Here is a 19,739-nt window from a genome sequence, read left to right on the forward strand (position 1 = left end):
AGGGTTATTCCGATAACAAGGGACGTTTTCGGGATGACCCTCTTTTGGGTTGCCTGGATCGGGAGAAGTTTTTGCGCCGGAAACCGTATCCCCAAACTGTCTTCGCCAAATAGCCGAACAACAGGACGTTGAGGAGCGAAGTGGCGCATAAGGTAACGCTGTAGGCCGCTCCGTTTTGAGCAGAGCTGTACAAGATGTCGTACGTGTTCAAAAAGATCGTCAGACTGAATCCGCCAGCCAGCCACAGCAACCTTTTGTCCTGCAGGTAAATGTAAGCCAGCAGAGCGAGCCCCGCCGTAGGGAACAAGTATCTCTCATGCATGCTGGACGAAAAAGTGAACACACCGGCGATCAGGAGCAGTGCCGCGGCTGAAGCGAACCGGGGATTGCGGCTTTTGGCGTACGTCCACCATGCAAAAAGCGTCACAAGAACAATGAATATCATCCCCCAGGTATGGTAGCTGAACAGGAACAGCGTGGATGAGTCCTTCTTGTAGTTCGCACCGAGCAGGGCGAAGAAATTATAGCCGTTCACCGACGCGTAAGGATATTCGTTTACCGTAGTGCTGTAGAGTTTGATCAGCCATGACGGATTTTGGTTCAAAGAGAAGGGAAGGACGACGAGCAGCACGGTTGCGATGCCCGAAGCGGCTGCAGTGAGCCAGGCCTTCAATCGTTTGGACCGCCACAGAACGAAGAACAATACGGGCAAATAAATGATGCCCTGCGGCTTCATCAGCACGGCGGCAGTCAATAAAACTGTCGACCAGCCCAGCTTGTTTTCCGTGAGCAGCACGAGCGCCGCCACAACGAGCAGGGTGAAGAAGGAGTCCACCTGTCCCCAGAACGTGGAATTGATGAACACCGCCGGATTAAAGGTGTAAAAAGCCGCAATCAACAGGCTGATTTCAAAAGACATCCGCTTGCTCGCCACCCTGTACAGCAGATAGGCGGTCGCAACGTCAGCCAAAATCGACGGCAGTTTGATCAGCAAAGTGAAATAAGAGTTCATGGCAGCCGTGCTTGCTAGCTTCCCGACCAGGTACAGCACATAGACGTAAAATGGCGGGTAATCGCTGGAGCCGTTCGTATAAAATCCGGTCAGGCTGTTCGCCGCTGACGAGGCCCAGTTTTTGAACAGGTTGATGTCAAAAGGATGCCCCGAAATCCACGGGGCGGCCGCAATCCGCAGGAACAGGCCGATTCCGAGCAGCATCCAGACAAGCGCAGCCTTGTTGGTCTCCCGGATTTGCCTGCCTGTGCGCGCCACTTTGTAGAACGCCGCGGCCGTCAGGCCGAAGAACACCGCGGCGAATACCGCAAGGCCGGTGGCGTACGCGGACGACGATTCGGACGAGCGTCCGAATGAGCCGCCTCCCGGACCCGACATGCGCCGGCTGCCGTTATCGGAAGAGGGGCCACCTCCGGCTCCGCCTTCGCTTCCGCTTCCGGTTCCGCCTCCGGCTCCGGCTCCAGGAGAATCCATCCCGCCGGGACGGTTTGAAAAGTGCATGCCCTGCTGCCCGCCTTGGGGCATGAAGCCGCCGCCTTGCCTGAAGCCCTGCTGCGGCATGAGCGCGCCCCCGGAAGATGAGCTGACCGGAACGTGCCAGATCGAATAGACGCTCAAGGCGACCGATACGAGCAGCAGCGCGGCCATAACGATTTTGAGCGCGTGTTGTTTTGGAAACGACATCCCGTGCAACCTCCCTCCGTATGTTGTGATCTCGTTTCCACTTATTATGACCCGCCTTCCTGAAAATCGCCTTAAAGCAGCCTGATGGTTCGCTTAGGATTGCAAGCGGCGGTTTCGGCGCAAAAAAATGCCGCCGGGGCAGATGATCCGTTAAGATCCCCCGAGCGGCACATTTGGTTGTTGATGGTTAAGCTGTTTTGTTAGCCCCGGCCAATCTGGAATTCGGACGGTACCCGAAGACGACGACCAGAACGAGCACCAGCAGGACAAGCGGCGTCATTGCAACGCCCATCCCTTGGCCGGCCTGCAGATGAGTGAATATCGCCCCGATCATCACGACCGCCAGCAGCGACGCGGACAAAAAGGCCAGCCGAGCTTTTCTGAAACCGACGATCAAGCCAATCGCCCCCAAAATTTCCAGCAATCCTACCGCATACATGGTCCAAAGCGGATACCCGTAGCTGCCGAATGCCCCTACCTGCATCGCGCTGCCCGACACCTTCATCCATCCAAAAAATAGAAAGGCTAGTCCCAGTAAACCTTGAAGAATCCATACTACTACTTTCATTATTTCGTCTCCTTTTCAAATTTGCCAGTAATTATATTACTTGAAATCAATTACTTACTTTATGTAACAAAGTATATATAAGAAAACTAGTATCGTCAAGTAATAAATTAAATCATACGCAAAACGCTCTTTTTCACGCGGTTTGTGATACACTAAAGGTAGATGAGGTGATCGTATGAACAAGTCTGCCATGTGCCCCCGTTTTGAAAAAGCTTTGGAAACGTTAAGCAAGCGCTGGGTATCCTTGATTGTGTATCAACTGCTCTCCGGACCGCAGCGGTTTAGCGAGATCGAAACGGCGCTGCCGAATCTGAGCGGAAAAGTATTGTCTGAACGGTTAAAGGAGCTTGAGCTGGAGGGTATTGTCAAAAGAGAAGTATTCCCGGAGACTCCGGTGCGGATCGAATACTCGTTAACGGAGAAGGGCCATGCGTTGGCCCCGATTTTCAGCGAAATCGCAAAGTGGTCGTCGAACTGGATTACGCTTTAGCCCGTGCTGGCCGGACAAACGGTTGCAAGAAAAAACGCTTATTGTAGTATAAAAATAAGAGGACAATATGTTCAGTATAAGAGCATATATCCTCTTTTGCAGGTGTTTGCAGTTTTCCTTCGTAGGACGCTTGGCATATTTGATGACGAAGACGTTGACATATGAATATTTGTCTGAACATCTTGACTGCCAGCAGCTACTTCTGAACCCGTAACAACAGGGTTAAGAGCAGAATAAATCAACTCAATATTAGTACCCATGCTAATCCTTTGACCCAACTCATAGCTATCTAAGTATGCTTGTGCTTGTCCAATAATCTCTGTTAGGTTCTTTTCGATAATAGCAGAGATTGTTGTATAATATGAATCTCCCTTAGTATGAAATTTCCTCTTCTGGAACTATAATGTCCTCGGGAGTAAATATAAGCCAAAAGTAAAATGAATTAATAGCCACTAATCTTAATATACACCAGTCAAGCTTCCCCCCTTGAAATTGTATCCTACAACATCTTGTAGTTGCCGGAGGAAGCTCCACTAGCTCAGTTTTATCTTTTGATATAGTGGCTAGCTTTGTTGGGGGTATAATTTCCAATCTTATGGAAAACACATCATCTGAAATTACAGGATCTGCACCAAAAAACTTCTTTGCTTTCTCTGAATATCTCATTTCATAATTAACTCTTTTAATTATGCCATCAGGCTATATGTGTTCTTTTGTAAGCTTATTTGGACTTCCACTGAGCGGATTGAGTTGAAGTTTGACGTAACAGCTAAAAGAATGCTTGAAGCCCACGAAACACTCCTCCTTCAGTTCCGAAATCGATACACTGACCCGATCGGCCAAATGTTCTGCTCTCCGGACTAGATAAGTTGCGGATCTCCTGCCTCCCCTGCTCCAATTCAAAGAGAGCTTTGTCCACACGCTTCAAGAATGCGCGGCCAAACTTCTTTAATCGAAGCGCACGACCACTCCGGTCAAACAGAGGAACACTCAGGTCTTCTTCCAGACGTTGGATGGTCCTGCTTAATGAGGACTGCGTAACATGTAGACTTTCCGCGGCTGCGGTCATATGTTCCAGTCTGGCGACTATTTGAAAATATTGCATTTGAAGAAGCTCCACTCTGCTACACCAACCATTCCTTATGATCAATGTATTAATGATTATAAATGCATTGGACTGCAATATAAAATCGATTTACGATGGATTCAAGCTATTTGAGGAGGTTCATGGATGGAACAAACTCGTGAATGGCGGAGCCATCGTGAGTATATGCTTTTAGCAAGAAAGTCACGTACTTGATCCTTAATCTATCTTCTCAAAGAGGAGGAATAACATGTCCAATAAACCGGGTTTCATCGCAATTGAAGAGCACTGGACAACACCCGAACTGACTGCAGTACTTAAAGGGCTGCCGGAGGAGCGCCGTGATGAGAGTATCACGTTCAACGAGATGGGCGACCATCTCACCAGACTGGAGGACATCGGTGACGCGCGGATTGCAGCCATGGACGAACAGGGCATCGACATGCACATCATCTCACTGACTCCGCCTGCGACTTGCCCCCTCATTTCCACTGAGGCGGTCACCCTTAGCCGGGAGACAAATGACATCGCAGCAGCAGCGGTCCGCCGTCATCCCTCGCGGCTTCGTGCCATGTCCACGCTGCCGATGGCCGAGCCGAACGCCGTCGCGGGCGAGCTCGAACGCGCAGCCAGACTCGGCTGTGTCGGGGCGATGGTCTATGGGCGCACGGGCGAGACACCACTCGACGATCCCTGCTACGATGACCTGTTCGCGGCTGCGGCCGCACTCGGACAGCCGATCTTCATCCACCCCCAACTCCCCTCGAAAACCATACGTCAAGTGGCGTATTCGGGAATCAGTCCAATGGTAGACCTGGCGCTTTCCACCTTCTCATGGGGATGGCATCTTGAAGCAGCGGTCGCCGCTCTGCGCCTGATCGCTCGAGGCACCTTCGATCGACACCCCGGCCTTCAGATCATTCTCGGTCACTGGGGCGAGCTGCTCCTGTTCTGGCAGGATCGGACCGACAGCTTGTCTCGCATCGCTGGACTGGAGCGGAAGGTGTCGGAGTATATGCGCTCGAATGTCTTCATCACAAGCTCTGGCATGTTCAACCCGGCGCTGCTCCAGCATGCTCTCGCGGCAACCACGATCGACCAGTTGCTGTTCTCGACGGACTATCCCTTCCAACGACCGACCGCCAACGAGCTTCAGCAGTTCATATCCAATTTCGACAACGACGAAGACCGCAACAAGTTCTGCAGCGGCAATGCCCTCCGCCTCTTCGGTCTCGACCTGTAATCCGAATGGCCCGATACTACATACTGCCCGGGAAGAGACAAACCCGCTTTATGATATGCTCCCTTAAAGTAAATAGGGTGAAATAATAAACTCATGATGCAGACTGAAGGGATACAAGCTATCAAACCCAGGACCCCCGATTCTCGTCATCAGGGGTCCTGTTTTTTAGTTGTCGGTTGAAATTTGCGTCATTTGTGATAAGGTTCAGCGGAATTAATATTCAACTATACCGCCCTTAGCTCAATCCTCAAGCCGCCCTGAATGTGCGCACATCGGCGGCGATCTGTCCTCGCCCTGCCATTTTGAAGAGGATGCTGCCGCTTCTGGAACGAAGGGCATTTAAGATTTTATGCCGCCAGTAGAAAACAGTAGCTACATAAAATAATCTTCCAGTCCGGCTGCGATCGCTTCCGCCGCTTTCTTCTGGTAAGCGCTTGTCCGGACGACTGCTTCATCCTTCGGATTGGATAGAAAACCTAGCTCCACTAAAGTTGAGGGCCTGCCGTTCTCACGAAGCACATGGTAATTACCGTGTGAGACGCCGCTGCTCTTCAAGTCGGTTATTTGTCGAAGGCGGCTTTCGATTTTTCTTGACAGCGTCAAATCCTTCGATTGAGAATAATAAAACGTTAATGTGCCGGAGTTCGACTTTAAGGACGAGTTGTAATGAACACTGACGAACGCATCCGCGCGGTTCTTCTCGCTAACGGCAACTCGTTGGGAGAGCTCAGGCTTATCCTTGTCGTCATTCCTTGTCATGATAACCTTCGCCCCGGCTTGACGCAGCATATCGGCCAAGTAACGGGAGGTCGACAAATTAAGCGTCTTCTCCATACTGCCGTACTTCTTGCCGATAACTCCATTGTCGTTCCCGCCATGCCCCGGATCAATGACGATCACTTTCCCCTTTAGACCGGACTGAACGGATGGTTGCTTCGTAGTCTCTGCCTTGCCGGCTTGATTGCTGCGCGGGGCTGCATTCGACTGCTTGTCCGTTGACCCGGCACTCAATCTCTGCAAATATTGCCCCGCTACCCACCCGGTCGTACGTCCGGATGTGACCTTTGCCCAACCGAACGACTCCTGGGAGATCGAAACAACGTCATTCCGCTTCAAAGAACCGATGACAGAAGATTGAGCATCCGCTTTACTGCGCACATTCAACGATTGGACCGCTACTTTTGCGCTTTTGGTATCTGCCGCTTGCACTTTGTCCGAATAGGGCCACATCATGGCGAACAGCATCGTACAAATGATGGCTGCTTTTATACGGTTTCGTTTCATTGGCCCCCCTCATCAACGCGAAGATGTCATTATACGAATACTTTAACATGATAAATTAGGCAATAAAAGTTTATATTTTCCTATTTTTCTCTCTCGGGCGTCATTTTCCGATGTCACAGATCAGAGCCTCTCATCGTTATATATGCAAAACGTAAAAGGAGCTGAAGGAAAGATGAATCGATGAAGTGATGCTCCCGAAAAATTTGTTTACAAAAAACACAACAAAGGAAGGTTGATTCCACATGACAGGTACGGAGAGTAAGTAACAAGAAATTTTAAAAGCTTACCAGTTCAGATATGCTTTTGGCCAGACAAGGCATGAGGCATGATTCGGCTCACGTGATCAAAATGATGAAAGACATTCATCATATGCCTGAAGAAGTTGTGCAGCATCTTTCCGGTCACTATAAATCGTTCATTGAAACAGAACTCGAAGATAATGATCGTCTCATATTTGAATGGGCAAGCAGACAAACATATATAGCATTGGGAAACATGATGACGGCCGCGTCTGTGTAGAGGTTCGGCATGCATCCGCAATGAGGGCAATGAGAAGGTGGAGAGTTTGTCTCCACCTGAATGAGAATATCGTGTTCATCTCTAAAATATTAAGAACCGATAAGCGCGGAAAGTTAAGAATACCCATATGGCTACCTTTATTGGGAGAGCTGTGGCGAGCAGGCCCATTTAGAAAACAGGCAACCGCTTTTCGGTACTCGATCGCTTAGTGATCTCTGGTTTTTCTGGAATGAGTACGTAACCCGCCTTGTCAGACTCAAGTCTCTCTCGTATACATGCTCTGATCCTGCAATCGAATCAGCACTTTGCCAAAACGTCCTCCCTCCTGGATGACTACTTTGCCGGAAGGATATGCTTGCTCCAAATAGTCGGCAATTATGTTTCGATTCTGCTCATCTACAGGCAGACGGTGATGGCGGAGCCAAGTCATCGCTTCTTGCAACGCCGCTTCTGTGGTGACTTCCGTCGTTTTCGTTTCCCGCGTGATTAGCGATTCGTAAGCATAACCTTTAAGATACAGCAGATGCAGCAAATATCCCATTTCCATATGTTTCGGGTGGAAGGGCTGACCGGTGACGAGCGGCCAGATTTCATTCACTAGGCTGTGCTCCGCAGGACTTGCCGGCATACTGATATAACAGAACTTCCGAGCGCAAAGGAGTATCTTTTCCACGCTATCCCAATCGTGAATGACCGGGCTCATCGAGACAAAGACGAGATCGAAGGCCTGGTTCCAGCCTCTGGCCTGCACGTCAATATCTTCAAACTTCTCGGGTACAATCTTTACCTGGTCTTCAGCGAACTTCGAGATGTTTTCTTCCAACAATTCGATCAGCGGCGGAGAGGTCTCTACGGCCGTCACCCGGGCCCCTCGCTCCGCAAACGGCACTGAGAACACTCCCGAGGCGGCGCCAATATCCAAAACAGAGGCATTTTCGAATCGAATTCCTTGCTCTTCAAGCCAGTTCATGATTCGTTTGGTTCGTTTTCTTCCCTCTTCGTTAAACGATTGTTCGTTGAAAGACTTAGCTTTATGGTCAAAAGATCTGGAGGGATCGATTCCGGCCCTTCTCATCTTGTTTGCGGCGGTATCGGAATCGTCTTTCCACGCTTTTTCCCAAATGGCTGCATTGAAAAAATCGTTCATGTTCATTCCCCACTCTTTCCTTTTGGTTTATGGATTCCCCTAAACGGACGGTCAGTCTCATGCTGCCGCCTGTTCATGCTCCGGCGATTTCCCTTTACGGAGGAAGAGACCGAGCACTAACGCAACGAGTGCGATGAAGACGCCGATCCAGAATGCGTTGTTGATACCAGCTGCCAAACCCTTGGCTATTTCCACCGGAGACTCTGGATCGCTCACTTTGCTCAAGTACTGTTTCTGTCCGCCCGACATAATACTGATGTACAGGGCAGTACCGATTGCGCCGGACACCTGCTGGAGCGTGTTCAAGATCGCTGTCCCATGTGGGTGCAGATGGCGTGGAAGCTGGTTAAGCCCAGCTGTCTGTGCGGGCATCATGACTAGAGCGATGCCAATCATCAGCGCGATGTGCACGGCGATGAGGAAGCCGTTGGTCGTCGCTTCGTCGAATCGGGTGAATAGCCACAACGAGGTGACGGCAACTGCAAGTCCGGGGATGACAAGAACGCGAGGCCCAAACTTGTCGAACAACTTGCCTGAGATTGGAGCCATGAGCCCGTTTACAATCCCCCCGGGAAGCAGGATCAAACCGGACTTGAATGCCGTCATCATCAGCACGCCCTGCATAAACATGGGAAGCATGATCGCCGACGAGAAGAACGTCATCAAAAGCACGAATAGCAGCACCGCAACAAGCGCGAATATGGGATACCGGAATGCCCGTACATCCATGACAGGCTCTTTAAGCAGCAGCTGCCGCCAGACGAACAATGCCAAGGCGACGCCTCCCGCCGTAATTGTCCAAATCACCTCCGGCACCGCCCAACCGAGTTCGCCGGCCTTGCTGAACCCAAAGACAATTCCGCCGAAGCCAATTGTTGACAGTCCGATGGATAAGAAGTCTACCCGCGGTTTCGTGACCTCTGACACGTTTTTCAGGACAGCAATCCCAACGATAATCGAGAGCAACGCAAAGGGCAGCACAAGGTAGAACAGCCAGCGCCATGAAAGCCCGTCAACAATCAAACCCGAAATGGTCGGACCGATCGCCGGCGCGAACATGACGACGAGCCCTAACATCCCCATTGCGCCTCCCCGCTTTTCCGGCGGATAAATGGTCATGATTACGTTCATTGTAAGCGGCAGCAGCATGCCGGTCCCTATCGCCTGAACAATCCGCCCTACCAGCAGCATGCCGAATTCCGGCGACACCGCCGAGACGGCCGTACCGACGAAGAACAGACTCATCGCCGACAGAAACATTTGCCGGGTCGTGAACCATTGCTGCAATACCGCCGTCACCGGAACGAGCACGCCAACAATGAGCAAATAGGCGGTGGAAAGCCACTGGACCGTCGTCGCAGACACGCCGAACGATTTCATCAATTCGGGGAGGGCATTGCCCATTAGCGTCTCATTCAAAGCGGCGACGAACATTCCGACGATCAGTGCGACCATGATCGGACCGCGCTTAATATTATTTAAATCGATCATAAGTTTCTCCTCCAAGCTGTTGTATTTAGTTCATTGTTGATGCCCGCGGCGGTAAATGCGCCCATCGAAGCCGCAGCTATGGCCTGATGCAGTCGCGATGCTGCATCCCCGGCGCTATAGACGCCTGAAATGTTCGTTTTTCCGAAGTCATCGACAACGACCGCCCCAGCTTCCGTGATCTGGCATCCGATAGTTCGCGGCAATTCCGATCCCGTAACCAGTTCCGGTTTGAAAAAGATTCCCCTGCATGGAACGCTTGTTCCGTCTTCAAGAACGACTTGCCGCACAATTCCGTCATAAGAGTCAATGTGCCGGATCGGCAAGTCGAACAGCGGTACTTGATTTTGCTGGAGTTCCGCGCGCTCGGCATCCGTCAGTTCATCAGGGCCATTCGTGCAGACGGTAAAACGGTTCGTCCATCCGGATATGAGTGGAGCGAAATGCATAAGCTCAGCCCCCTTCGTAATGATGACAAGCGGCTGATCCCTTAACTCCCAGCCGTCGCAATACGGGCAGACGAAGGCGCTTTTTCCGTATACCTCCGCAAGTCCCGGAATGTTGAGCGGCTGATCCTTCATGCCGACGGCAAACAATATTTTTGTGCTTGCTAAAGTTTGTCCTTGCTCTGTCTCAATTTGAAACTGTCCGTCGGTTCCCGCGATCGACACCGCTGTATCCGCCACGAATGATACGGAGGGATAGGCGCTGATCTCTTCCTTCGCAATTCGCCGAAACTCGCCCGGACTGATCCCGTCGCGGGTAAGAAACCCATGGACCTCGCGAGTCACAGTGTTGCGGGGACAACCTTCATCGATCACCACCACCTTTTTCCTTGCCCGCCCAAGCACCAGGGCGGCGTTCAACCCAGCCGGTCCTCCGCCAATAATTGCCACATCAAAAAGTTGTTTTTCCATCGCTAATATACACCTCTATAGACCTATGATATCCATAATAAAGGCGCAAGAAGTGTATTACTTCTTGTTTGCCTCATGGTTGCAACGCTTGAATGCCTTATCCAATACCGACTGAATCGTATGTTCCCGCAAGTATTGGTACAGATGCTGTTCCGCGCCGTTCATCACTTTCTCAACCAAACATTCGTTTTTTTCCAGACGTTTCTGATCCCGCTGTGCAGCCCCCTCTTCCGCTAACAACCGATGCTGCCGCGAACTCGAATTCGAGCATTCGAATAGCTGCTGCCTTCCTTCAATCACTTGAATCACATCAAGAAACGTAATCTGATCCGCCGGCCGTGCAAGCTCGTAACCACCGTTCACTCCCGGCACAGCACGTACGATTCCATCCTGCCTCAGCTTGGACATGATTTTGGATAAATAGCTTTCGGAAACACCAAGTGTCCCAGATAATTCCTTGATCCCGACGTTGTTGCATCGCTCCGAGTGTCCCAGATGAATTAAGGCGTGTAGGGCATAATCTGTACTTTTGGAGAACTGCATGTTCCCCCCCCTCCTTCTCAAGGTTATTATTAACATAGATCTATGTTATCCATAATAAATGATTCAATTCCAATTTGCAATGATATAATATGTGAATCCCTAGCGGCTTCTTGGCATGGTTCCATTAGGGTTAACATTGTTTATAGTCCGAAGCTTGCCAAACTGGGACGCAGCGTGTAAAATTTTGATGATAATGATTATCATTATTAATCAAGATTTTAGGGGGATTTGCTTTGAACAAGCATAGATTGAACAAGGTTCGGCTGCTGGCTGCAGCCATGCTGCTTTTGCTTGCAGGACTTTTATCCGCGTGCGGGGGCGCTGCGACGAACTCCGCTTCCGGGAATAAGCCGTCCGAAGCCCCGGCATCCGCTCAAACCGCAGAGAGCGGCGGCGAAACCATTACTTATTCGGCTGCGAACGGAGAAATCAAAGTTCCGAAGCATCCGAAGCGCGTCGTTATTTTGGCGACCAGCTATGTGGGCGATTTTTTGGCGCTCGGCATCAAGCCTGTGGGCATTCCGCAATTGGCGATTGCAGCTTCTGGACTTCGGCAAAATGACGGGCAACGAAGACAAAGCGAAAGAATGGATTGCCTCCTGGGATAAAAAAATTGCCGAAAGCAAGCCCAAAGTGGAGGCGGCTGTCGGGGATAAAACCGTTTCGATCCTGAATCCTTATGCGAAAGGCATTTACGTGTTCGGGCATAATTTCGGACGGGGCGGCGAGATCCTTTACGGCGAATTCAAGCTGAAGGCGCCTCAAGCGGTGCAGAAAGAAGCCATTGACAGCGGAACGGGATGGGCGTCCATTTCGCTCGAGAAGCTTCCCGAATATGCGGGCGATTATATTTTCACAAGCCCATGGTCGGGCGATACGGCCGATCCGAATATCGTGTACGGCAACGCCATCTGGAAAGAGCTTCCGGCTGTGAAAAACAACCGCGTGTTCAATATGGACCCCAAGGGCTCTTATTCCAATGACCCGATCTCGCAGGAAGCGGAACTTCAATTTATTGTAGAAAAGCTTACGCAAAAGTAAGCCGGCTGTGGAGGCAGGGGAGCGATTCCCCGCCGCAATATTCTTTTGGTAATTGTTATGATTGTAAATCATTGTATTTTCATGTTATATTAAGGTTATTCTAATCTGAATTTCAGGTAATGCTGCTAGAATGTCCTGAGTATAGTTATTTGGCGATCTCCTACACTACATATTGTAGTGTTGACGACTGGGCATTGTGTGCAAGATGCAAGTGAATATTTTTTTGCAAATATGAACTACGTTGTGTAGTTTTCGGGGAGGGGATACTCCAAAACAGCCGATTCAGTCCAAAAACGTACATGAGATAAAAATAGGAGGAATGAAGATGAAACTAAAAGTGGCGGGAGTTGTAGCAGGAGCGATTATCGTATTGGGAGGAGCTTATTACGCTTATGATTATTATGCCGGCAATCATGTGACGATTCAGGAGGCGGTTCCTGCTAGCGCGGCGGCTTCCCAGGGCGGCGCGGCTTCGGCGGCGGTAGATGCGGGAAAATTAAACGGCGACTGGACCATTCAGCAGAACTCGAAGGTATACTTTTCCGTAACTACGTCGAAGGAAACGGTAAATTTTGAAAACGGCACGGTCAAAGGGAACTGGGTTATCAACACCACCGATCCGTCGAAAATGAGCGCGGAAGCCGCCGTAGGCATCGATGCCCTGCAGTCCGGCAATTCGCAACGGGACGGCCATATCAAAGGAGCGGACTACTTGAATGCGCAGTCGTTCCCTGAGGCCAAGTTCACGCTCAAGTCGATCGACAATTTCCCGAAGGAATGGAAAGAAGGGGAGAAGGTTTCTTTTGACATGAAGGGAACCCTTACGGTTAAAGATAAAACCAAAGACGTCACGTTCAAGACCGATGCCGTTTACAACCAAGGGGTTATTAACCTGGGAGGCAGTACGGTCGTGACGTTCGCCGATTTTGGCATGAAGAACCCTCATACCGTCGTTTTGGATACGCAGAACGATATAAAAATTACGCTGAGCTTGATCATGGGGCAAGGCAAGGCATAATCTCTATACAGGCAGCAAGCCGAAGGAAGGACACCGAGGGTGTCCTTTTTGGCGTTGCGGGTATCTGTTCCATATTCGTCATGGCGGACCGGATTGGCTGACGGCGGGGTATTCGGTTTTGCGGAATAGCATCCGGGATATGGGAGAGCATAACATTAATGACTCCAGCAGGAAAGGGTTGTTCGATGCATGGCGGCTAACATCGTGTTATGGTCTTGTCTGATTGTTCCGTGGCTCTCCCTGTTTTTTCTGGATGGGAAAGTGATTCGCAGGTATGTGCCAGCGGCTTTGTTTGTGACCGTCATCAATACGATTCTCAGTCAGCTCGCCTGGACATATCATTGGTGGACGATTGACAAGCCGCTTTTTACGTGGTCCAAGGTGATTGATTTTCCTGTCGTTTATTGCGCTATTCTGGTGGGAACGATATGGATTTTTACGTATACGTTCCGTCGATTTTGGCTGTATGCGCTTGTGAAAGTGATCGTCGACGCCGTTTTTGTGTATGGCCTGGGCGTGTTCATTGAAAACATGCGGCTGATGTCGCTGGGAACGATGAGCAAATTGCAGTTGTACTTGCTGATGCTTGGCGTATCGGTTCTCGTTTACCTGTTTCAAATGTGGTACGAGGGCGATGACGTGGAAATCACGCTGGGAACGGTGAAAAGAGTGAGAATTTAAAAATGCCCCTGCGGCTGAGGTTATGTAACAGGCTGTCCTATCGGGTCGTTGACCTGCGGGGCGGCCTTATTTGCGTTGAATTTCGCGAAAATTTGTCGGGTATCCGACATTTTTAGGTTCGTTTTTATGATAATATATTAATAACATATCGGAATACTCGTATTTAAAAGATGGCAGATCAAACATGCATGAGGTGATTCATCCTATGGACCAGTATAACGACATTGCGGATTTTCAGGAAAAGGATGCTGCCAAGGAAGCGATCGTCGAAGTTTTTCGGAAATACGGGACTCCCCAGGCCTACAGGAAAAATGAGTTTGTATTCCAGGAGAACGACTCCCCGAACGGCGCTTATTATGTCGACTCGGGGTTAATCAAAATTTCCCAATCCTCCGAGGAGGGGCAAGGGATTACTTTGTTTTTGCGTTACGAGGGGGACATTTTCGGCAATGCGGAGATTTTGACCGGTCTGAAGCGCAAACGGTACGCCAGGTGTTTGACCGGCAGCCGGATCATAACGCTCGATTCGCGCAAGTTCGTAGAGCTGGCCAAGGAGAATGCGGAATTCTCCTACTCGTTGGCCGTCCTGGGGGCGCGCAGGCTGCTGCAAACGCAAAAAATGGTTGAAACGCTCATCTGCCGCCCTGTGGCGTGGAGGCTCGCCTGGTTTTTGCTGCAGCTCGGCAAGCCGGCGGACGAAAAGCTGGAGGTGCAAGTGCACCTCAGCCACGAGGAAATCTCGTACGTCATCGGGTGCAGCAGACAAACCGTAACGGAGACGCTGAATAAATGGCGGGAACGAGGGCTTATCGACTATGCGAAAAAGAAGATCGTCATCTTTCGTCCGAGCCGGTTCTTTTCCGACATCTAATATGAATTCTCTTGGGAGGCGGCGGCATGATTACCGTTGATAATGTGAGCAAAGTTTTTGCGCAGCGCAAAGGCAAGCCGTATACGGCATTGGACCGGATTTCGTTAACGATTGAAAAAGGCGAGTTCGTTGCCATTGTAGGGCCTTCAGGCTGCGGAAAGTCAACTTTGTTGAACTTGATAGCCGGCTTTGAAGCCGCCGATGCCGGAACGATTACGGCAAACGGGGAAAAGGTCGGCGAGCCGGGCCCGGGCCGCATCGTCGTATTTCAGGAGCACGGCTTATTCCCGTGGCTGACCGTGCTCGATAATGTGGCATTCGGCTTGAAGCAAAAGGGAATGGCCAAAAAAGAGCGATACGCGCTCGCTATGGAACAAATCCGAGCCGTGCATTTGAGCAAATTTGCGGATCGTTATCCGCATGAGCTTTCCGGCGGCATGAAGCAAAGGGTAGCCATCGCCAGAGCTTTGGTCATGGACCCGGATATTTTGCTAATGGATGAGCCGTTTGCCGCGCTGGACGAACAGACCCGGTTCATTTTGCTGCAGGATTTGGAAGAAATTTGGCTGAAAACGCGCAAAACGATTCTTTTTATTACGCACAACATTCGCGAAGCCGTCACTTTGGCCGACCGGGTGATCGTGATGTCGACACAGCCCGGCACGATTAAAAAGCAATTTCTCGTGCAAGCGGCGAGACCGCACCAAAGCGGGGACCCGCTCATTCATTTCCTGGAAAATAAAATTATGGAGGCTCTAACCGATGAGCTGGAGAAGGTCGTCAGAGAGGAGCTCGGAGATGAGTACAGCATTAAGAAGGATACTGTTCCTGATACTTCTGCTGACAGCATGGGAGTTGGCATTTAGGATGTTTCAGTGGGGGTGGAAGTTTCCTTCTCCGCTGCAGACGCTCCAAGCTTTTTATGACGGATTTACGCAGGGGCATTTGCTCGGCGCTGCGCTTGCCAGTCTTGGACGCCTGCTGATCTCGTTCCTGATTTCGATCGTGCTGGGGACGACGCTCGGGTTTTTGTTTGCGCGTTACCGGTATGTGGATGAGACATTCGGCTTCCTGGTCGTAGCGCTGCAAACCGTTCCGAGCATTGCCTGGCTGCCTTTTGCCATCATTTGGTTCGGTCTTACCGATACTTCCGTTATTTTCATCACGGCGATAGGGGCGACCTGGACAATGTCCATGGCGAGCCGGACGGGCATCCTGAATATTTCCCCGATTCATTTGCGGGCCGCTCGCATGCTGGGGGCGGGCAACGGGTTCCGCATGTTTTTCCAGGTGATGCTGCCTGCGGCGTTTCCCCACTGGATAACCGGCATCCGCGTCGCTTGGGCATTTGCGTGGAGAGCGCTGGTCGCGGGAGAGCTGATCGCCAAAGGTTTGGGTCTGGGCCAAATGCTGCAGGACAGCCGCGGGCTGGGGGATACGGCAACCATTTTGTGCATTGTGATTCTGATTGCGGTCATCGGGACGATATCCGATCATTTTTGCTTCAAACAGCTGGAAGACCGGATTGTGCTGCGGTTTCAGCTCAAACAATAAGTCATTCAGAGGGGGATTACGGATGAAACAAAGAATTCGGCTTATAGGTCTGGTGCTGCTCATATCGCTGGCCGTTTCGGCTTGCGGACAAAGCAAAGAGGCGGCTCAGGCTCCGGCAGCGGCGGCTAATACGACCGTCAAAATCGGCATTTTAAAAAATGTGACTCACGCTCCCGGATTTATTGCGCTGCAAAACAACTATTTTCAACAAAGCTTCGGCAAAGATGTCAAAATTGAAGTTACCGGCTTCGACAACGGCGCCGATTTCGCCACCGCGATCGCTACCGGCCAAATCGACCTGGGATATGTCGGTCCGGGACCCGTCATTAATCAATATTTGAAAAGCAAAAATATCCGCGTCATTTCCGGCGTCAACAACGGAGGGGCGGTGCTGGTAGCGCGCAAAGACGCGGGCATCCGCTCGGTCAAAGACTTGGCGGGCAAAACGGTGGCGGTTCCGGCCAAAGGCGGCACGCCCGACCTCTCGCTCCGCTTGCTGCTCAAGCAGGAAGGCTTGAAAGTGACCGCCGATTCGTCCGGCGTACAGGTGGTGACGCGGGCTCCGGCAGATACTCTGGTGGCGATGCGCCAGAAAGAAGTGGATGCGACATTGACGCCGGAGCCGTGGGGCACGCAAATGATCCGGGAAGGAACCGGCGAGATCATCGTGAATTGGGATAAAATCCCGCCGAAAAACGGGAATTACCCGCTAACGATTCTCGTAGCCAGCGACAAATTTATTGGCGAGCACCGGGATTTGGCCAAAAAAGCTGTAAAAGCCAACTTGGAGAGCATTCGTTTCATTGAGCAGAACCCGGACAAATCCTATGCGCTGATCAGCGACGAGCTGAAACAGCTGACTGGCAAAGGGATGGAAACCGGACTTATCAAGGCGGCGCTTGATCATTTGAAATTAACCGAAGAGATCGCCTTGGTGGACATCAATGAGCAGGCCAGAACTTCGTTCGATGCGGGCTATATCAAAGGCGTGAAGGCGGAGGAGCTGGATTTCGGCAAATTTCTCGATTTGTCCCTGCTGGATGAAGTGAAAAAAGAAAAGTAATCGAGTCCAAAAAGTACCGATGGAGGTCGTTCATTTTGCAAATTCAACCGCAAGAAAACTTACTGCCGGGTTATCACGATCATCTGAAAATCGTCATTTTGGGCACGGGTACGCCCCGCGCCTTTTACGGAAGAGCCAAAGCGGGCGTTGCCGTTCTGGCCGGAGACCAAACTTTTCTGGTCGATTGCGGAGGCGCGACGGTAGACCAGCTCATCAGGGCGGGCATCATGCCGCAACGAATTTCCGACGTTCTTTTTACCCACCATCACAGCGACCATAATTCCGGATTTTTCGATGTGTTCATCACGAGCTGGCGTACCCATGTGACCGCGGATCGGGTGTTCGAGGGGCGGAAAGGGCCGATGAACGTGTATGGGCCGACGACCACGAAAGCCATTATCGGCAAAATGAGAGAGTCGTTCGATTTTGACGCGAATCTGCGGGTCAGTTACAACGTCTCGTCCGGCGCCGGGGCTGACATTCGTTATTTTGAAAGTAACGAAGGCGTCGTCTATGACCGGGAGGGCATCAAGATTACTGCCTTCGAAGTCGATCACCGGCCGGTCTACCCGGCAGTGGCTTATAAGTTCGAGTACAAGGGCAAAGCCGTCGTCATTTCCGGAGATACGATCCCCGTAGCAAATATGGTCAAATACAGCAAAGGCGTCGACCTGCTTGTGCACGAGTCGTACAACAAGTCATGGCTGGATGCGCTCATCGCCAAATTCCCGGAGCAGGCTGTCGGCCTCTCCAACCCGGCCAAATACCACTCGACTACGCTGGAAGTCGCCGAAATCGCCAGGGATGCAGGGGCTCGGCACCTTGTCCTCACCCACCACATTCCCGCGCCGGCCGCCACAGAAGAGGCGGAAGCCGAATACACGCAAGGGATGCGGGAAATTTACGAAGGCCCGATCACCATGGCAAGAGATTTAATGGCATTTGAGCTTGTCTAACGGATGTGTCCGCAGGACAGCGCAGCTTGGCTCAAGTAGCCATCCAATAACCCTCCAATTCATTTCGATTTGGAGGGTTTTACCAATATCATTATGATAAACAGTACGGATTACCAGGAGAATGGATTAAAATTAAAAATATGGTATTAAAGGGGAGATTAAAGTTGCTGTAGGAGCAAGGGCAGTCGCGGTCGTTTGTTTTAGCTGCTTGGCAAAGCGGAGAAGGCCCGCAAAGCACGGGAGAAAGTCTGCAAAGTACGAAGAAAGTCTGCGAAACGTGGAGAAAACCTGCAAAAGTGCAGTTTTTTGCTCGCTAATATGTCTGTAGCGAAAAATTCCTGCAAAAGTGCAGGCTTTACCACCCAAACTCGCGCTCAAGCCTACCGTGGCCGGAAATTCCTGCACAATTGCAGGCTTTTCCGCCAAACAAGCCGTTTCCAACGAAAAAGCCTGCACTTTTGCAGTTTTTTCGGCTTGCCAAGCCGCTTCAAGAACGGATTGCGCGGTCTTTGGCGGCAAAACGAAGCATGTGAGCACCACCCGTGCTTTTATTCTCGTTCTTGCCTCTCCCGGCGTGCGTCGCGGCGCTGCACGCCGGGGTGGTCAGACCCCATGCCGGTGGAAACTGATCTGGAAAACCCAGGAATGCCCGCTTCCAAATTGTGCTATAGCGTAGGTAATATGCGATTTGACTGGAAGTGTGGGAATGGAAATGCCAAAAATGAGAGCGATTACATTCGGTGCGGCGCTTGCAGTCGCAGCCGCCGCCATCTGCATTTGGCGGCCGCAGGGAATGGAGGAGGGCCGAACGAATTCGGCCGGCACCCTGCCCGAGCAAACGTCCAGCCCAGCGCCCGTGCAACCGGCCAGCAAATCGCCGATGCAAGCGGCTGCCACCTCGCCCGGCACCCCGACAGCGCAAGCGCCCGGCGCCCCACCCGTACAGGCGGGAGCCCAGCAAGCGCCAGCCGCGAAAAAAAGCCTGGACGAGCTCGTCCGGCAGTATGGTGCCCTGCGGCTGGCCGATGTGCACAATCATGATGCCGGCGGAAGGAACTACGCCCATATGGCGGACACATGGAAGCGGACTTCGGTGGATCGGGTCGTCCTGTTCGGGGACCACAGCGTTGAACCCGGAGAGCGCGAACAAGCTGGAAGATTTCGTGCCCGTCATGAAGCAGTTCCCGGATCGCTTCATGCTGAGCACTGATTCCGGGTTTGGGCTGGCCGGCGAGGAGGCGGCGATTGAGGCGATGTATCAATTGATCGACCGGTTAGGCGATCAGGAGCTAGCGCGGAAAGTCGCTTACGACAATCTGGATGCGATCATCCGGAATGAGCCTGCAACTAGGACGCAGAAGGAGGCAATTGCCCAAAAAGATCCGGCCCGCAACGTATCCGGGCTGTCCAAGCTCGAAGCCGGCAAACTGCTTTGGGGCGCGGAAGCCGCCAGACAATAAAACGTGCCCCTGCAAACCGCATATTTCTGGTTTTCCAAAGAATCGTATTTTAAAAAAGCGCTCTGCCGATAATCCGACAAGGAGCGGAACCATGAAAACAACAGACTCGACGCTTG

The 19,739-nt window shown here is 51.4% G+C and carries 19 protein-coding genes and 2 pseudogenes; 12 read left to right on the forward strand and 9 right to left on the reverse strand.

The features are described from left to right. Window positions 1–4: 4 nt before the first annotated feature. Both AC6RNO_RS04570 and AC6RNO_RS04575 read right to left on the reverse strand, forming a co-directional pair. Window positions 5–1,696 (reverse strand): glycosyltransferase 87 family protein, encoded by a 1,692-nt coding sequence (locus AC6RNO_RS04570; RefSeq protein WP_497104764.1) that lies wholly within the window; start codon window positions 1,694–1,696, stop codon window positions 5–7. 187 nt (window positions 1,697–1,883) lie between these two features. Then, the gene (locus AC6RNO_RS04575) at window positions 1,884–2,264 is read right to left on the reverse strand and encodes a DoxX family protein (protein ID WP_474682465.1); all 381 of its coding nucleotides are present in this window, start codon (window positions 2,262–2,264) and stop codon (window positions 1,884–1,886) included. Window positions 2,265–2,439: 175 nt separating this feature from the next. Here AC6RNO_RS04575 and catR point away from each other — a divergent pair, with 175 nt between their 5' ends. Then, on the forward strand, window positions 2,440–2,754 hold the full coding sequence (gene catR / locus AC6RNO_RS04580; RefSeq protein WP_474682466.1) for a catDE operon transcriptional regulator CatR: 315 nt from the start codon (window positions 2,440–2,442) through the stop codon (window positions 2,752–2,754). A gap of 372 nt (window positions 2,755–3,126) precedes the next feature. Here catR and AC6RNO_RS04585 read toward each other — a convergent pair whose 3' ends face one another. Together AC6RNO_RS04585 and AC6RNO_RS04590 are read right to left on the reverse strand one after the other, a co-directional pair. Beyond that, window positions 3,127–3,420: a hypothetical protein gene (locus AC6RNO_RS04585; protein WP_488435055.1), complete on the reverse strand. Its 294-nt coding sequence runs from the start codon at window positions 3,418–3,420 to the stop codon at window positions 3,127–3,129. A gap of 178 nt (window positions 3,421–3,598) precedes the next feature. Beyond that, window positions 3,599–3,874: pseudogene (locus AC6RNO_RS04590) on the reverse strand (LysR family transcriptional regulator); the annotation flags it as partial. A gap of 214 nt (window positions 3,875–4,088) precedes the next feature. Between AC6RNO_RS04590 and AC6RNO_RS04595 the strand changes: the two are divergent. Beyond that, on the forward strand, window positions 4,089–5,081 hold the full coding sequence (locus tag AC6RNO_RS04595; protein WP_488435054.1) for an amidohydrolase family protein: 993 nt from the start codon (window positions 4,089–4,091) through the stop codon (window positions 5,079–5,081). Between the two features lie 372 nt (window positions 5,082–5,453). On the opposite strand, the gene AC6RNO_RS04600 is transcribed toward AC6RNO_RS04595, so the two are convergent. The 5 genes from AC6RNO_RS04600 to AC6RNO_RS04620 form a co-directional block, all read right to left on the reverse strand. Continuing rightward, window positions 5,454–6,365, reverse strand: coding sequence for an N-acetylmuramoyl-L-alanine amidase family protein (locus tag AC6RNO_RS04600; RefSeq protein WP_474682468.1), 912 nt, complete (start codon window positions 6,363–6,365; stop codon window positions 5,454–5,456). Between the two features lie 775 nt (window positions 6,366–7,140). After that, window positions 7,141–8,031, reverse strand: a complete 891-nt coding sequence (locus AC6RNO_RS04605) for a methyltransferase domain-containing protein (RefSeq protein WP_497104840.1) — start codon at window positions 8,029–8,031, stop codon at window positions 7,141–7,143. Window positions 8,032–8,088: 57 nt separating this feature from the next. Beyond that, window positions 8,089–9,522 carry an MDR family MFS transporter gene (locus AC6RNO_RS04610; protein WP_474682469.1) on the reverse strand — a complete coding sequence of 478 codons (1,434 nt, stop codon included), beginning with the start codon at window positions 9,520–9,522 and terminating at the stop codon, window positions 8,089–8,091. Then, window positions 9,519–10,436 carry an FAD-dependent oxidoreductase gene (locus tag AC6RNO_RS04615; RefSeq protein WP_497104765.1) on the reverse strand — a complete coding sequence of 306 codons (918 nt, stop codon included), beginning with the start codon at window positions 10,434–10,436 and terminating at the stop codon, window positions 9,519–9,521. Before AC6RNO_RS04615 ends, AC6RNO_RS04610 begins: the two co-directional genes overlap by 4 nt. Before the next feature lie 57 nt (window positions 10,437–10,493). Beyond that, window positions 10,494–10,979: an RrF2 family transcriptional regulator gene (locus AC6RNO_RS04620; RefSeq protein WP_474682471.1), complete on the reverse strand. Its 486-nt coding sequence runs from the start codon at window positions 10,977–10,979 to the stop codon at window positions 10,494–10,496. Window positions 10,980–11,257: 278 nt separating this feature from the next. On the opposite strand from AC6RNO_RS04620, the pseudogene AC6RNO_RS04625 reads away from it, so the two are divergent. The 10 genes and pseudogenes from AC6RNO_RS04625 to AC6RNO_RS04670 all read left to right on the forward strand — a co-directional run bounded on the left by AC6RNO_RS04625 (window position 11,258) and on the right by AC6RNO_RS04670 (window position 19,623). Continuing rightward, window positions 11,258–12,020, forward strand: a pseudogene (locus AC6RNO_RS04625) (ABC transporter substrate-binding protein). Between the two features lie 325 nt (window positions 12,021–12,345). Next, complete coding sequence (locus AC6RNO_RS04630; RefSeq protein WP_474682472.1) at window positions 12,346–13,038, forward strand: YceI family protein; 693 nt, start codon at window positions 12,346–12,348, stop codon at window positions 13,036–13,038. A 189-nt stretch (window positions 13,039–13,227) separates the two neighbouring features. Beyond that, window positions 13,228–13,719 carry a hypothetical protein gene (locus AC6RNO_RS04635; protein WP_488435051.1) on the forward strand — a complete coding sequence of 164 codons (492 nt, stop codon included), beginning with the start codon at window positions 13,228–13,230 and terminating at the stop codon, window positions 13,717–13,719. A 205-nt stretch (window positions 13,720–13,924) separates the two neighbouring features. Further along, a complete protein-coding gene (locus tag AC6RNO_RS04640; protein WP_474682474.1) occupies window positions 13,925–14,590 on the forward strand; it encodes a Crp/Fnr family transcriptional regulator in 666 nt (221 codons plus the stop codon). Between the two features lie 26 nt (window positions 14,591–14,616). Then, on the forward strand, window positions 14,617–15,456 hold the full coding sequence (locus tag AC6RNO_RS04645; RefSeq protein ID WP_474682475.1) for an ABC transporter ATP-binding protein: 840 nt from the start codon (window positions 14,617–14,619) through the stop codon (window positions 15,454–15,456). Window position 15,457: 1 nt separating this feature from the next. Then, entirely contained in the window at window positions 15,458–16,144 is a 687-nt protein-coding gene (locus tag AC6RNO_RS04650; RefSeq protein WP_488435049.1) for an ABC transporter permease, read from the forward strand. Window positions 16,145–16,166: 22 nt separating this feature from the next. Then, window positions 16,167–17,207, forward strand: coding sequence for an aliphatic sulfonate ABC transporter substrate-binding protein (locus AC6RNO_RS04655; RefSeq protein WP_497104766.1), 1,041 nt, complete (start codon window positions 16,167–16,169; stop codon window positions 17,205–17,207). Between the two features lie 35 nt (window positions 17,208–17,242). Next, window positions 17,243–18,163: an MBL fold metallo-hydrolase gene (locus AC6RNO_RS04660; RefSeq protein ID WP_474682478.1), complete on the forward strand. Its 921-nt coding sequence runs from the start codon at window positions 17,243–17,245 to the stop codon at window positions 18,161–18,163. Between the two features lie 706 nt (window positions 18,164–18,869). Then, window positions 18,870–19,373, forward strand: coding sequence for a hypothetical protein (locus tag AC6RNO_RS04665; RefSeq protein WP_497104767.1), 504 nt, complete (start codon window positions 18,870–18,872; stop codon window positions 19,371–19,373). Further along, window positions 19,360–19,623 (forward strand): hypothetical protein, encoded by a 264-nt coding sequence (locus AC6RNO_RS04670; protein ID WP_497104768.1) that lies wholly within the window; start codon window positions 19,360–19,362, stop codon window positions 19,621–19,623. Before AC6RNO_RS04665 ends, AC6RNO_RS04670 begins: the two co-directional genes overlap by 14 nt. Window positions 19,624–19,739: the final 116 nt, after the last annotated feature.

The organism is Paenibacillus sp. sgz302190 (assembly GCF_059820445.1).

Excerpts from the sequence above, each read along its gene's own strand:
- AC6RNO_RS04570 (WP_497104764.1), bottom strand. The coding sequence starts at position 1,696 with ATGTCGTTTCCAAAACAACACGCGCTCAAAATCGTTATGGCCGCGCTG.
- AC6RNO_RS04605 (WP_497104840.1), bottom strand. The coding sequence starts at position 8,031 with ATGAACGATTTTTTCAATGCAGCCATTTGGGAAAAAGCGTGGAAAGAC.
- AC6RNO_RS04615 (WP_497104765.1), bottom strand. The coding sequence starts at position 10,436 with ATGGAAAAACAACTTTTTGATGTGGCAATTATTGGCGGAGGACCGGCT.
- AC6RNO_RS04600 (WP_474682468.1), bottom strand. The coding sequence starts at position 6,365 with ATGAAACGAAACCGTATAAAAGCAGCCATCATTTGTACGATGCTGTTC.
- AC6RNO_RS04595 (WP_488435054.1), top strand. The coding sequence starts at position 4,089 with ATGTCCAATAAACCGGGTTTCATCGCAATTGAAGAGCACTGGACAACA.
- AC6RNO_RS04635 (WP_488435051.1), top strand. The coding sequence starts at position 13,228 with ATGGCGGCTAACATCGTGTTATGGTCTTGTCTGATTGTTCCGTGGCTC.
- AC6RNO_RS04620 (WP_474682471.1), bottom strand. The coding sequence starts at position 10,979 with ATGCAGTTCTCCAAAAGTACAGATTATGCCCTACACGCCTTAATTCAT.
- AC6RNO_RS04610 (WP_474682469.1), bottom strand. The coding sequence starts at position 9,522 with ATGATCGATTTAAATAATATTAAGCGCGGTCCGATCATGGTCGCACTG.
- AC6RNO_RS04655 (WP_497104766.1), top strand. The coding sequence starts at position 16,167 with ATGAAACAAAGAATTCGGCTTATAGGTCTGGTGCTGCTCATATCGCTG.
- catR (WP_474682466.1), top strand. The coding sequence starts at position 2,440 with ATGAACAAGTCTGCCATGTGCCCCCGTTTTGAAAAAGCTTTGGAAACG.
- AC6RNO_RS04575 (WP_474682465.1), bottom strand. The coding sequence starts at position 2,264 with ATGAAAGTAGTAGTATGGATTCTTCAAGGTTTACTGGGACTAGCCTTT.
- AC6RNO_RS04665 (WP_497104767.1), top strand. The coding sequence starts at position 18,870 with ATGGAAATGCCAAAAATGAGAGCGATTACATTCGGTGCGGCGCTTGCA.
- AC6RNO_RS04650 (WP_488435049.1), top strand. The coding sequence starts at position 15,458 with ATGTTTCAGTGGGGGTGGAAGTTTCCTTCTCCGCTGCAGACGCTCCAA.
- AC6RNO_RS04630 (WP_474682472.1), top strand. The coding sequence starts at position 12,346 with ATGAAACTAAAAGTGGCGGGAGTTGTAGCAGGAGCGATTATCGTATTG.
- AC6RNO_RS04585 (WP_488435055.1), bottom strand. The coding sequence starts at position 3,420 with ATGAGATATTCAGAGAAAGCAAAGAAGTTTTTTGGTGCAGATCCTGTA.
- AC6RNO_RS04640 (WP_474682474.1), top strand. The coding sequence starts at position 13,925 with ATGGACCAGTATAACGACATTGCGGATTTTCAGGAAAAGGATGCTGCC.
- AC6RNO_RS04645 (WP_474682475.1), top strand. The coding sequence starts at position 14,617 with ATGATTACCGTTGATAATGTGAGCAAAGTTTTTGCGCAGCGCAAAGGC.
- AC6RNO_RS04670 (WP_497104768.1), top strand. The coding sequence starts at position 19,360 with ATGCTGAGCACTGATTCCGGGTTTGGGCTGGCCGGCGAGGAGGCGGCG.